The following is a 12,587-nucleotide window of genomic DNA, read 5'->3' on the forward strand; positions in this document are numbered from 1 at the left end:
TCCTCGCTATTTTGAGTGGAAAGAGGGGACAGTAGTCAAAAGCTGAGGGGAACAATGACACCGGAAAATCTATTTCATCAATTACTGGGACTTGGGGACGAATGGCGGGTGAGCCGTTGCGAGTTTGAAGCGGAGCAAGGGGAGGTGAACCTATGGGTCGAGGAGCTTCCGCACTTTTGGGTGGTGGAGAGCGCGAGGCAAAAGCAGAGGGTGAGGATTTACGACTACACCAAGGAGCTGGAATGGCGCCATCTCAATGTGTTCGAGCACCATTGCGTGTTGCGTTGCCAGCTGCCGCGAGGCAGGCGGGAAGATGGAAGTGTCTATCGGGTGATCCGCACGTCCGGTTTGATGAGGGACGGGAGCGGCAGGTTGAACCACTTCCTGCTGCTTCTGCCTACTCTACAATATATTCTTTTATATAAACCAACCGCGGATGCCAAAAAGCCCTTCGTGGCGGGTCTCGTGGATGTCGAAACCTTGCGCAAAAAATACGCTGCATCTACGCCCGAATCTGCCAGTGTGACGGCGGCAAATGCAGCCTCGGTTAAACCAAAAGCAAACGGCAGAGAGGCCATGCCGCATCCGCATACGGACGACACCTCCACACCCAAACCGACGAACACTGCGCTGGCCGCGCCGCACACCAACGGGAAGGCCGCCTCAAAAATCGAATTGCAAACAACGCCAAAACCCAGAATGCGCAGAAGCAAAAACACTAATGATAAGAACCAGACCGATTTCGGACTGTGTTTCGGCGACGCATCCGGTGGCCTTTTCGACCGAACCTGAGCCAAAATGCGCCCGCAATGCCCCCGAAGCCTCGCGCTTCGGGGGTGTTTTTTGTCCATTCAAAATTGCTCCGGAACCCGCCCGCCCTCAGTCAAGAATCGCCGGCAGGCCAAATGGAGCGGCATGTTCGTCGAGCGCCTTGGTGCCGCGGAAATATTCGTGGGTTTTTTCAAACGACTCGAATGGCATGCGGCTGTTTAGCTCAATGAGCTTGTGGCCAAACGCGATGAAGGGCTCGGCGTCGCTTCGCAACGTGAGCGCCTCCAGCACCGTCAAATAATCGCTGCGGAAAGAAGTGGGGATGATCAGGCGCATCCGGCCCGCCGCCTCCAGATCCGCATTCATGCAAAGGCGCGAGATGCGTCCGTTGCCATCGTTGAAGGGATGCACCTCCGCCATGAGAAACAGCACGTAAAGCGCCCTCGCGACCGGCGACGGCAACGCGCGTCCCAGCGTCCATCCGCGCGCGAGTGTTTCAACAACGAGCTCCGGCGCGACAAACACCCGCGAGCCGACCTCGTTGTTTCGCGTCTTGAGGACACCCGGCTCGACCGACGCCCTGCCGGCCATCATGCGGGCATGGCGTCGTTTTATGAGGTCGATCAACTCGGACGGGCTTTCCGTCACCGCCGCGCTGATATTGGGATCGGCGACAAGCCGATAGGTTTCGCGCACATCGTGAGCGTCCTCGGGACGCGCGCTTTGCAGGCGCCCGGCCGCCGCGCCGGCGTAAACAATTGATTGCGCTTCCTCGACGGTGAATTTTGTGCCCTCGATGAAGTTCGAGAAATACGCTTCCCAAAAGGCTCGGTTGTCGAACTCCGGGGCCGGGGGCGCCGGCAGCTCCTTGAATGCTTCCGCCGCGAGGCGCGCGTGAAGGTTGCGGAAAAGAATGTCCCGCTCGGGGTCGTAAGGTTTTCCGTGGGCGCGCGAACGCGAAAGGTCGCTTGTGAGCCGGTAGGCGGAACGCCGCCCCAGCAATGCGTCGGCCAGATTTTGAAATTCCCGCTGTTCATTTTGCCAGCCAAGCCGCTCCGCCACTCCGGCTGTGCGCGTCCGCATCTGTTCAAGCCAGTCCGTGCCGAAGATGCGAATTTGGCGGTCAATCCAGTGCTCAAGTTCGGATTTCGAGAGGATTTTTGGTTCATCCCCGGCGCGCGCGCGCGCAATTTGCATGTTCTCCAAAAGCGCGCGCGGCTGGCTTGCGGTGAATAGCTTTTCGCTGTCGCCAAATGTCACCGGAATGTCGTCGGGTTGCGCCGCCGGGCCTCGCCAAAGCCGGATTTCCAAACCGGGCAACTTGCGCACGGGAGCCACCGCGTCCGGCACGCTTACATGAAGTTTGCCCGCAGGTGACGGTTTGTTGTCGATTGCAGAGCGATGGCTGATCACCGCGCCCGGATAAAAATGCGCGATAATCTCCAGGCGGTGCCGCTGCACGATAGTTTCGACAGGCGAGGTCATGTCGTCCGTGTAAATCTTCGTGGCAATTTTTCGCAGTTTTCCGGATGCGACTGCACGGGCGACTTTACTGGAGCGGATTGGATCGGATGAGCCGAAGATCAGGGACATAAATTTTCTATAGTTGGAGCATTGAAACAGACATGGTATGTTAAATTTCATATAAATAAAGGATAGATATGCCAATTTTCACAATAATAAACTGCTGATCGAGAGGACATTTGTCCTGAAGGCGGAGGCAAGAAATCTCGAAAATAGTCGTCGATATCATCGAAAAAGAAGAATTTAAGATGATTAGAAGTTAAATGTGTAAACTTTCATCGCATTTGAGCAATTATGACGCTCAACGCCACGTCTATGCTTCGGTGCACCCAACCTCAACAGGGTGCCAAGCGGCGAACAAGCCGGGCAGCACCGCCGCCGCCACCGGACGAGCTGTTATTGCCGCCGGTGTTGCCGCTACTTGTGGTGACGGTCAACTGTCGCCCGAATATGTATGAGTCTGGGCACAATGTGTCCGGCGTTGCGAGAATTGTTTCAGTGAAACATCATGGGACGTAAACTGCGTTGTGTTGTGCAACGACGGGCAAGGTAGAGTTTCGTTATACCCGTTTGATGCCTTCACTATTATAAATGTGATGTTTCATTGAAACACCATTACTCATCACGTGTTTCACGGGGCGCGGGGTGGTTCTCCGACGGGGGGTGGTTTGGGTGACTGCGGAGGGGGCGGCTGTGGGGCGGGGGCGATCTTGGGCGGGATGGGGACGGGCGCGCTCGCGCAGGGTGTTGCGGTCGCCGTGGTCTTGGATGCGGGCGTTTGCGTGACGGGGTTTGATGTGACCGTGTTGTCGGCTGAGGGATATGGACGGATGCCGATGGTGGCGAAGAAATCCATGACGAGGCCGAGATAGGTGGTGCGAGTTTTCCACGCAGATTGGATGTTCGGTTTGTTGCCGGGGTGGACGCTTTGCTTTGCCGAAATGTCACCCAGCTTTTGCAGGATGTGCTGGGCCTCTTTGAGGCTGCTGATGCTGAATTGTTTGGACGCCATGATTCCGTGCAGGATTAGTTTCCCCTTGTTCAGCGGCTTTTCCACCTCGTCGAGTATGCGTATGCACTGGTCGCGGCAGGTATTGGTAATTTCGCGCATCTTGGGCGTGTCGTCATCTTGATGCACCAGCCAATGACGGACGGCGATGGCGAGCTCGCGCGCGAATCGGTCGATGGTGCCCACAATGTCCCTCACCTCCTCGACCGAGTAGGCATGTGGCAGGTCTAAGCGCGGCTTGACGGAGGCCGCCTTGTCGATAGCAACACGGATGGCTGCGGAATTCGTAGTCACGCGACTGGTGCGCTTGATGGCGGTAAGCTTTTCAACATCGCTGCGGCTGCAACGGAGGATTATGCTAAACTCCCTTTTTTCTTTGCCGGGCGGCGGCTGTGCGGGCTCGGGTTTGGCGTCGCAGACGGCGACAATCTCTGCCTTGGTTTTCCCATCGAGAAATTTTTGAACATCCAATTCTTCGAGAAGATAGATCTCCAGTTTTGCGTGGTTGATGGCGGTATTTTTTTGACCGGTATCACGCAGACAATTCTGGATAATGCGGGCTAGTTTTTTGGTAGGTTTCATGATGTGAATGCTGACTCTGTATTACATGATTTTTTTGCGGTGTATCACGCCGGACGGGGTTCTTGGAAATGTATGACGCGCGCCACGTCTTGGCTCTGTTTTTGAATTTATCCTCCTGAGTCTCGGACGCGAATTGGGCGAGATAGCGTTCGACGAAACCCAGGAAATACGGGAGCGAAATTTCCAATGGAGGCTGAGCCTTGACGGGTTTATTAGCGGCTGTGCGGCGACCGGGTGGGGTCCAATAAAACTGGAAGTTGGAGTCGATTTCCCATTCGTCACGGTGGAGCCCGGCGGCGACGAAAACGCGGGGTAATTTTTCCCTTTCCATGGGCGAGTCGAGCAGCGATGGGGTGTTCCGGATGGTGTCGCCAATGAGGTTCACGAGCGGGGTAAAGGCAGGGGCGTTGTCCGCGTGCCAGGCGCGCTTTTGGCCTATCGCTGGGATGGGAAACTCGCCACAATCTTGGCGGGTTTCACTTACCTCCTGCTGCCATTCATCGGCACGGTGCCGGGCTCGGCGGATGAGGTTTACGTTGCTGGGACGCGCTAGCGCCGGACGATCCCCAAGGGTGATGTGGGGGATGATGAGGTTGAGGTCGGCAGCGCCGGAAAATTTGTGAATGTGCCAGGTTACGACGCAAAATTCAAAGCAGTCGAGGGCGCGCAAAATTACATTGAGGAATTGGGATTTTTCGAAATCGTCGAGGTAGCTGCCGGGCGCGAAGGCCGCAATCCACCATGTCGCGGCCGTGCGGATTTGATTTGAAGGGGCGCGCTCCATGTTCAAGAGGCGGAGCGCCTCATCCAACAGGGTCTCGAAATCTTGTGCATTTTCCGCGCCAAAAACCTGAGCGTGATCGATGTGGTAGAACCTGTGGTTGTGATGCTCTTGGTTTTCAAGATACCTCAACGCCCCAGAAGTCGCGGCCACGGATTTGATGGACTGCTTATTTACAACTGGCATCGGAATAGTCCTCGTTTTTGGGATCGTTGGGCGTGGTAAAAAAGTAGGCCAACTTTGTCTTTAGGTAACGTGTTATCGGATGAGCCGAGAGTTTGAGGCGCGCGCGAGTGTCTTTGGCGACGCCTGGTTCCCATTCGCTGGCAATTCTTGAGGCGACGCGCTTCACGGCATAGGTTGTCAAGTTTACTTGTTCTGCTTCCACGTCGGAGTTTTTGAGCTTTTCAATAAGAGGGATTAACGCCAGCAGGGACTCGCGAGCATCATAAGACGCGGCCCTGGAATGTCTCTCCATGTCCTCAAGCGCGCGGGTGACTGTGGATTTGGAAACATTCAGCGCTCGGGCTATATCGGCTCTGCATGTGTCACCTTTGCGCGGGGTTTCTTTGTTTATCTGGACGGTGATATCAGGGTGCGTTTGCAGGAAGTTTACAACAAAGCGTTTTTTATCGGAGCCTTTGATTCTGTTGCCTTGGCGCTGGTTGATTTCGAAGGCAATGTAGGGGGCGTATCGGAGCGGGAGTGTGACGATGAAGGCCGGAATGGTGGTGCGCAGGCAGTCTTTGGCGGTTACCACGCGGTGTTCGCCGTCGAGCAGCAGCAGGTTTTCTTCCTCGGGAATGCGCAGGAGCAGAACACGCTTCAATGGATGGCCTCGGCGCACCTTTGAGGCAAGTGCGTCAAGTGTGGCTTGGTTAAGTTGCGCTCGTGGTTGGATAGTTTTGTCGATTCTTATGTTGGCTAGAAGGACGTCTGCTTTTTCGAGGCATTTATCTTTACCGGCAGGTTCAGCGTCGAAGAGGTATTCCAGATAATCAACAATGTTGATTATCATGGAGCGGTGATGTCGTTCGGCAATTCGTGTGGCGGCAAGGCGGCCATCTTTGTGGGCTTGCCGCACCGCCCAATGGTTGACTCCGGTGAGTTCCTCAACGTCGTCGAGAAACATATACGTATCTTCAAAACCCAAGAGTTCGAACGGGATGTCCACCGGACCAATGAAATCTGGGCCGCCGACGGTGAAGTCTTGGGCTGTTTGTGTTGGCGTGGTCGGTGTTGAGTATGATGTGCTCATAAAATGTTAAATTGGAATAGGATATTGAGGGGCAGGGTTACTTGACCCACCAAGGCTTGGGTTTGGTGGTGTCTGTGCGGCGGTTGAGCCACACTTCATATTCGGCAAACGGGATCCTGTAGGGCTTGCCCCCTCGCATAGTTTGGATGACCTTGGCGCGACATCGATCCGAAACGAATTGGTGGCTTCGTCCAATGGCCGCCGCGAACTCCTTGACTAAAAAGAAACCGCGGGTTTCGCCGGTGAGGCGTGCGGCCTTGGCAGCCAGGGCATCGGCAGGGATTGCTATTCGCGGGGTGTTTTCGTTTGAGGCAAATGGGACGGCTTCCGCTGCCGAAGTATTTTTGGCCGGGTTTTGTTTAGTTTCGAAATTGGAGCCGTGGGAAGCTGACATGGTAGCGTATATATTGGACAAAAAAAACGGAAACCAAAGAGGAGTTTTAGGAATCGCAAAAAATCTTCTTCAATTTTAGAAAACAGCAGTTTGTTGTTAACCATAGTGCTATTAGTCGGTTGCGCATAAATCTGGTGAAGATGGCCCAGATTATTTTCTTTTCTGTGAAGTTTTTTGAGGGAGTTTTTGTCCGGGCGCGGCGTAACGGAAACGCAAGCTGGCCGTGGAATTTTTTTCCAAAGGCGGCTCGGATGGTTGCGATCAAAAATCCGAGGATTATAGGCCAAAAAATTGGGCAAAACTTTCTCTTTGGGAAATTGGGGACGGGCTTGCAAGAAAATGGGGAAACATTTTCAACTTTTTTTCGCCTTTAGTAGTAACTTCCTGTGACTGTGCGGGTTGCCCGATCCGAGTGTTTGTAGCATTCGGATTTGATAATCAGGCATCGGTTTTTATTTATGTTATAACCATCACGGATACAACTGGTTATAGATCAATTTAGGATTTCTGCTTATGAGGATTCCAGGGCGAATTCCGGAAGGATCGAAAACTTCAAACCTTTTGATTAATTGGCGCGATTGGCGTGATTCTCCGAGACGGAATTTTGGGCAAAATTTATTGCATTTATAGATTGGGGAAGCCCATGCAAGGTGCGGGGTGGGGTTTATTGAAAAGTTTGGGTGGGTTTATTGATTTCTGGCGGCATTTGCGAAAGCCCTCCGGGGTTGGAAAACTCAAACATTAAAGCGCAGAAAACTAACAAAACGGCTCGCGCGGCACGAAGTGTCGCGCGAGCCGTTTTGTTTCCATGAAACTATTTTTTTTACTCCTGAAGCGACGGAGCGGGATATTTTTGAATTTAGGAAATGAGGCGGATTTTGAGATTCTTGTGGTAACTACTGTGTGTTGCCTGGGCAGCGCCTTGATTTTGACGGGACGGGGTGTTTCATGGAAACAAATTTTGCGCGCTTTTATTTTTAGGTGTATGAAAAATTTTCAATGCATTGTCGGCGGCGTTGAAATCCAGGTGTGTGAAAATTTTTCACCACATGGAATGTGAATATTTTTCACATCCAACCGCGAAATACATATATATAAGTGTAGTATGGCGCGGAGGGGCGGGCATCGGCTGGAAGCTGATTGCATCTGCATGGGCGGCTCGCCCATGCCTCTCGATCCTCACGGGCTGGCGGCCCGTGCCACGCACGATCAGGCGGTGAGTTCGTTGGCGATTAGTTCCGCCTGCTTGAGCACGGTCTCGGTGGCGAGGAGTTGCATGTCTGGCGGGTAGCCGAACTTTCGAAGGGTGCGTTTGATTATCACCTTCAGCTTCGCCTTCACACTTTCCTTTAGCGTCCAGTCAATGCTGGCGTTGCGACGGACTTGGTCGAATAGCTCCACGGCGAGTTCCCGCAGCTTGTCCTTTTGCATAAGCTCCCGCGCGCTTTCATTGTTCGCCACCGCTGTGTAGAAGGCATACTCTGGGTCGCTCAGGTTCATCTCCTTGGCGGCGTTGTCGGAGTGGACGATCTCCTTGCCCATCTTGATGAGCGCATCCATGAACTCCGCGGCGGTCAGGATTTTGTTCTGATATTTTTTGATCGCGTCCTCCAGCATTTCGAGGAGGCGCTTGCTTTCAACCAGGTTCTTCCGTGCCCGGATTTTGATTTCGTCGTTGAGGAGTTTTTTCAGGACTTCGAGCGCGATGTTCTTGTGCTGCTTATTCTTCAACTCGGCCAGGAACTCGTCGGAGAGGATCGAGATGTCGGGTTTCTTGATGCCGGCGGCGTCAAAGACATCGACTACTTTTTCGGAGACGAGCGCCTGGTCGATGACTTGGCGGATGGTGGTTTCGAGCGATTCGTCGTCGGTGCCTTCGCCGCGCGGCTCGAACTTGACGAGGCGCGCCTTGACCGCCTGGAAAAAGCCGACTTCGTCGCGCGCGTCCATGGCCTGGTCGTGGGGGATGGCGATGGCGAGGGCTTGCGAGAGCGCGGCGACTTGTCCGATGTAGCGTTTTTTTCCGTTGTCGAGGCCGAGGATGTGCTCCTCGGCGGCGAGGATGATCGTGAGTTTTTGCGCGGTGCCTGCGGCGAAGTAGTTTTCGTAGGGGAAGTCGGCGCCCTCGCGGAACATCGCCGATACGATTTCCAGTTTTTCGAGCATGACCTTCACGGCCTGCTCTTGCGCGGTGGCGGGATCGCCGCGTCCGCCGGATTCGGAGTAGAAGGAGAGCGCTTCCTTCAGGTCTGCCGCGATGCCGAGGTAATCGACCACGAGGCCGGCGGGCTTGTCCTTGTAAACGCGGTTCACGCGGGCGATGGCCTGCATGAGGTTGTGCCCCTTCATGGGCTTGTCGATGTAGAGGGTGTGCAGGCAGGGCGCGTCGAAGCCGGTCAGCCACATGTCGCGCACGATGACGAGGCGCAGCGGGTCGTCGGGGTTGCGCATGCGCTCGGCGAGTGCCTTGCGCTGCTCCTTGGTGGTGTGGTGGCGCGCGACTTCGGGGCCGTCGGTGCTCTTGGCGGTCATCACGACTTTGAGGGCGCCCTTGGCGGGGTCGTCGGAGTGCCAGTCGGGGCGAAGTTTTATGATTTCGGCGTAGAGTTCGGCGGCGATGCGGCGCGACATGCTCACGACCATGCCTTTGCCGTCGGCGGCTTTCAGGCGGGCCTCGAAATGGAAAACGATGTCGCGGGCGAGCGTGGCGATGCGTGGCCTGCTGCCGATGAGCGCCTCCATTTTTGTCCACTTGGCCTTGGCTTTTTGCGTGTCGCTCAGGTCCTCTGCGTCAAGTTCGTCGTCGAGCTCGGAGATTAGTTTTTTGCCTTCGTCGGAGAGCGCTACCTTGGCGAGGCGGCTTTCGTAAAAGATGCGCACGGTGGCGCCGTCCTCCACGGCTTGCGCGATGTCGTAGATGTCCACGTAGTTGCCGAAAACCGCGGGCGTGTTTTTGTCGGTTTTTTCGATGGGGGTGCCGGTGAAGCCGAGGTAGGTGGCGTTGGGCAGCGCGTCGCGCAGGTATTTGGCAAAGCCGTAAACAACTTTTTGCCCGACGACGGTGCCGGAGGCGTCTTTTTCGTCAACGGTCTTTGCCTTGAAGCCGTATTGGGTGCGGTGCGCCTCGTCGGCGATGACGACGATGTTTCGGCGGGGGGAGAGTTGCTCGTAAACATTGCCGGTTTCAGGCTGGAATTTCTGGATGGTGCTGAACACCACGCCGCCGCTGGCGACTGCGAGCAATTCTTTCAGGTGCTCGCGGCTTTCGGCCTGCACGGGGGCCTGGCGCAGGAGCTGACGCGAGGCGGCGAAGGTGTCGAAGAGCTGGTCGTCGAGGTCGTTGCGGTCGGTGAGGACAACGATGGTGGGGTTGTCCAGCGCGAGGACGATTTTGCCGGTGTAGAACACCATTGAGAGCGACTTGCCGGAGCCTTGGGTGTGCCAGACGACGCCGGCCTTGCGGTCGCCGACGGGTTGCAGGGCGGCATCGGGTAGGCCGTAGGCGCCGGGGTCTTCGGCCACCACGCGGTTCGGCGGGGCGGAGGACATGGACAGGCCGCCCGTGCCACTCAACCCAGCCGCCCGAAGCGTGGAGGCGACGGCGGCGTTGACGGCGTAGTATTGGTGGTAGGCGGCGAGTTTTTTGACAGTGGCCACCGTCTTCTGCCTGGTCCCGGCGTCCCCGCGGCTGCCTTTCTCGAAGACGATAAAATGCCGCACAAGGTCGAGCAGCGTCTCGCGGTTCAACATGCCGCAGATAAGCACCTCCAGCTCGCTTTGGAGCTTCGAGGCCTCGACTTTGCCGTCGGAGCTTTTCCACTTCATGAAGCGAGTGAATTCTGACGAGATGGTGCCGGCGCGGGCATCCAGGCCGTCGGACACAACGACGATGGCGTTGGTCGTGAAGAGGCCTGGCACGGTCTGCTTGTAGGTGGCGATCTGCTTGAACGCGGAGCGGATGGTCGCGTTTTCGTCCGCCGGGTTTTTCAGCTCGATGACGACCAGCGGCAGGCCGTTGACGAAGAGCACAAGGTCGGGGCGCTTGTTAAAATGGTTTTCGATGACCGTGAACTGGTTGACGACGAGGAAATCGTTGTTGAGCGGGTTTTCGAAATCGACCAGCCACACGCGCTCGCCGCGCTCGGCACCGTCTTTTTGCAGGCTCACGGGGACGCCCTCGGTGAGCAGTCGGTGGAAGGTTTCGTTGTCCGCCATCAAGTCCGGCGAATGGATGCGCCGCACGACCTTGAGCGCGTCGTCGAGCAGGGCCGGCGGCAGGGTGGGGTTGATGCGCCGCAATGCCGTCTCCAGCCGCGCCGCGAGGAGCGTTTGCGTGTAGTCGGCGCGCTCGACCTCGTCGTCGGCCGCGTGGAGGTAGGCGTAACCCTGCGCTTCAAGCAACTGGATCGCGTAGTCTTCGATGGCGGATTCGGTGAGGCGGGTCGTCATGCGGTTTTACTTGAGTGGTTCTTGGGCGCTGCTTGGTGGTTACTTGAGTGGCGGGCGGCGTTTTTTGGAGGCGGGGCACGCGATGTTATTCCCCTTTTAACACAGCGAGCCCCCTGGCGGTCAGGCGGTATTTTTGCGTCGGACTGCGAGGCTTATCCGGCTGCGTCCTCTCGATAAACCCGGCGGTTAAGGCGGGATTCACAAAATTTCGCCTGAAGTTGACCACATCCCTCATCGCCAATTCTCGCATCAAATCGTCCCTGCTTTTTGTCGAGCTATGCAATGCCAGCAACAGGCTTATTACTTGATGGGTTACTTGATGGGTCGCCCGATTTTTCGTCACCCCTGTTTTTTTATTTAATCCTTTATTTTTCAATATGTTAACTTGATGGGTGGGCTTGGGGCTTACTTGATGGGTCGCCGATGCTTGTTCAATGCGCAAAGTCACCCAAAAACCGCCTTCCGCCTCCGTCATTTCCGGCTCCGCGAGGCCGGCTTTTTGGCAAGCCTCAATGATCTTTATCGTGCCCCGCCCCCAGCCGTCGATATAGCCGCCCTTGAACTCGTCCATACCGGGAAAAAGGCTGCCGCCCCTCGCGTTGGCGAAGCCGCAAATCCATTTGAGGTAATCGTCGTGCCAAGCCTGTTTATATTCGATGTTTTGGTGCTCGGGCATGGTGGGTTAGCGGGTTGCGCGCATGAGAACGGGAACGGGGCGGACGGGCAAGATTTGCGCGCGGCTGCCGACGGCTGTTGCGTTTAGCGTGCGCCGGATGGATTCGTCCTTGCAAAGCACGCCCGCCTTCACGGCTCCGTCGGTCGCGGAATATGGCAGGAACTGGTTGACGTTATTCATGGGTTTTGCGGAGGCGCGGCGCTTTCAGGTATTGGGATAGCGGGGGCGTCCGTCGCAAGCGTTTCGGTTTTGTCGGCGCTTTTTTCTTTCGGTTGGCCAATTTTTTCCAACTGAGCCGTCGCTGTTTCCAGACGACTTGCGGCAACGATTTTATCAATGATAGCGCAAACCAGTTTTTTCATTTGAGAGCCGCTTCCGTAGGAGGCGGGTGCCATGTAATTAATACGTTTGTTTGCCAGAAGCGCCTTTGCGCTTTCTAGTTTCCCGGCCTTTCTCTGATCATAAACGGCTATAGAATTGCCGCCTTTTTGCTTCACCAACTTCATGCAAGGCACATCAGTCGCGCCATCCCCAATATAAATCATTCTGGAAAATGGGATAGGCCTCTGGCTTTCAGGAATATACTCGTTAATCAATGTATTATCATTGTCGTCTTCTATGCCCTTGTTGATGCGGAACAGGAATTGCGTTTTTGTCGTATAATTAACGGCAACTGCAGGCCACTTGGCCGTTCCGTCCTGTTCGTCGTAAACGAATGAGCAAGCGTATATTTTTTTGAAATACTTTGCGATGGACGTGCCCTCGATCATCTCCTTGATTCCGGATGATACGATATAGTGTTCAATTATGACGCCGTTCTTTTTTCCGTAGGCATTGATTATCTTGAACCAGTCCTCGACGCCGTTGAAAAGCTTTACGCTTTTCCCGTATCCTTGAATGGATGCCTTGGTTGTTTTATTGCTGCCGACGTGTGCTTTGGCCTTGTCGATCATCAGCATCATGTAAGTTAGAATTTGGTCGGCATGGTTTCGCTTTCGGCATGCCTCGACTTCGCTCCAGAATGGCTGGGCTTTTGTTCCCAAGTCATTAAAGAAATCGTATTCTTGCATGTTCTTGGGCGATAATGTGCCGTCGAAATCGTAACAGATTGCTATGGTTGGTTTTATTTTACTCATGATGTGA

Annotated in this window: 11 protein-coding genes; 2 read left to right on the top strand and 9 right to left on the bottom strand. The window is 55.2% G+C overall.

All coding sequences use genetic code 11. The annotated features are described in order from the left end of the window. The first annotated feature begins 54 nt into the window (after window positions 1-54). Window positions 55-792 (top strand): hypothetical protein, encoded by a 738-nt coding sequence (locus M2447_RS09950; RefSeq protein ID WP_277558488.1) that lies wholly within the window; start codon window positions 55-57, stop codon window positions 790-792. A gap of 87 nt (window positions 793-879) precedes the next feature. On the opposite strand, the gene M2447_RS09955 is transcribed toward M2447_RS09950, so the two are convergent. The 5 genes from M2447_RS09955 to M2447_RS09975 form a co-directional block, all read right to left on the bottom strand. Next, window positions 880-2,364 (bottom strand): Fic family protein, encoded by a 1,485-nt coding sequence (locus M2447_RS09955; RefSeq protein ID WP_277558489.1) that lies wholly within the window; start codon window positions 2,362-2,364, stop codon window positions 880-882. A gap of 562 nt (window positions 2,365-2,926) precedes the next feature. Beyond that, window positions 2,927-3,886, bottom strand: a complete 960-nt coding sequence (locus M2447_RS09960) for a hypothetical protein (protein ID WP_277558490.1) — start codon at window positions 3,884-3,886, stop codon at window positions 2,927-2,929. Then, window positions 3,837-4,820 (bottom strand): hypothetical protein, encoded by a 984-nt coding sequence (locus tag M2447_RS09965; RefSeq protein WP_277558491.1) that lies wholly within the window; start codon window positions 4,818-4,820, stop codon window positions 3,837-3,839. The genes M2447_RS09960 and M2447_RS09965 overlap by 50 nt, the downstream gene beginning before the upstream one ends. Before the next feature lie 16 nt (window positions 4,821-4,836). Then, complete coding sequence (locus M2447_RS09970) at window positions 4,837-5,925, bottom strand: helix-turn-helix domain-containing protein (protein ID WP_277558492.1); 1,089 nt, start codon at window positions 5,923-5,925, stop codon at window positions 4,837-4,839. Between the two features lie 37 nt (window positions 5,926-5,962). Beyond that, on the bottom strand, window positions 5,963-6,319 hold the full coding sequence (locus M2447_RS09975) for a hypothetical protein (protein WP_277558493.1): 357 nt from the start codon (window positions 6,317-6,319) through the stop codon (window positions 5,963-5,965). 808 nt (window positions 6,320-7,127) lie between these two features. Between M2447_RS09975 and M2447_RS09980 the strand changes: the two genes are divergently transcribed. Next, on the top strand, window positions 7,128-7,379 hold the full coding sequence (locus tag M2447_RS09980; RefSeq protein ID WP_277558494.1) for a hypothetical protein: 252 nt from the start codon (window positions 7,128-7,130) through the stop codon (window positions 7,377-7,379). A 149-nt stretch (window positions 7,380-7,528) separates the two neighbouring features. Here M2447_RS09980 and M2447_RS09985 read toward each other — a convergent pair whose 3' ends face one another. From M2447_RS09985 to M2447_RS10000, 4 genes are all read right to left on the bottom strand, one after another. Then, the gene (locus M2447_RS09985) at window positions 7,529-10,768 is read right to left on the bottom strand and encodes a type I restriction endonuclease subunit R (protein WP_277558495.1); all 3,240 of its coding nucleotides are present in this window, start codon (window positions 10,766-10,768) and stop codon (window positions 7,529-7,531) included. 85 nt (window positions 10,769-10,853) lie between these two features. Continuing rightward, entirely contained in the window at window positions 10,854-11,444 is a 591-nt protein-coding gene (locus M2447_RS09990) for a Fic family protein (protein ID WP_277558496.1), read from the bottom strand. 6 nt (window positions 11,445-11,450) lie between these two features. Then, on the bottom strand, window positions 11,451-11,624 hold the full coding sequence (locus tag M2447_RS09995) for a hypothetical protein (protein WP_277558498.1): 174 nt from the start codon (window positions 11,622-11,624) through the stop codon (window positions 11,451-11,453). Further along, on the bottom strand, window positions 11,621-12,580 hold the full coding sequence (locus tag M2447_RS10000; protein ID WP_277558499.1) for an HAD family hydrolase: 960 nt from the start codon (window positions 12,578-12,580) through the stop codon (window positions 11,621-11,623). The genes M2447_RS09995 and M2447_RS10000 overlap by 4 nt, the downstream gene beginning before the upstream one ends. Window positions 12,581-12,587 lie beyond the last annotated feature (7 nt).

The organism is Ereboglobus sp. PH5-10 (assembly GCF_029504735.1).
Taxonomy (GTDB): Bacteria; Verrucomicrobiota; Verrucomicrobiia; order Opitutales; family Opitutaceae; genus Ereboglobus.

Excerpts from the sequence above, each read along its gene's own strand:
- M2447_RS09950 (WP_277558488.1), top strand. The coding sequence starts at position 55 with ATGACACCGGAAAATCTATTTCATCAATTACTGGGACTTGGGGACGAA.
- M2447_RS09955 (WP_277558489.1), bottom strand. The coding sequence starts at position 2,364 with ATGTCCCTGATCTTCGGCTCATCCGATCCAATCCGCTCCAGTAAAGTC.
- M2447_RS09960 (WP_277558490.1), bottom strand. The coding sequence starts at position 3,886 with ATGAAACCTACCAAAAAACTAGCCCGCATTATCCAGAATTGTCTGCGT.
- M2447_RS09970 (WP_277558492.1), bottom strand. The coding sequence starts at position 5,925 with ATGAGCACATCATACTCAACACCGACCACGCCAACACAAACAGCCCAA.
- M2447_RS09975 (WP_277558493.1), bottom strand. The coding sequence starts at position 6,319 with ATGTCAGCTTCCCACGGCTCCAATTTCGAAACTAAACAAAACCCGGCC.
- M2447_RS09980 (WP_277558494.1), top strand. The coding sequence starts at position 7,128 with ATGAAACTATTTTTTTTACTCCTGAAGCGACGGAGCGGGATATTTTTG.
- M2447_RS09985 (WP_277558495.1), bottom strand. The coding sequence starts at position 10,768 with ATGACGACCCGCCTCACCGAATCCGCCATCGAAGACTACGCGATCCAG.
- M2447_RS09990 (WP_277558496.1), bottom strand. The coding sequence starts at position 11,444 with ATGCCCGAGCACCAAAACATCGAATATAAACAGGCTTGGCACGACGAT.
- M2447_RS09995 (WP_277558498.1), bottom strand. The coding sequence starts at position 11,624 with ATGAATAACGTCAACCAGTTCCTGCCATATTCCGCGACCGACGGAGCC.
- M2447_RS10000 (WP_277558499.1), bottom strand. The coding sequence starts at position 12,580 with ATGAGTAAAATAAAACCAACCATAGCAATCTGTTACGATTTCGACGGC.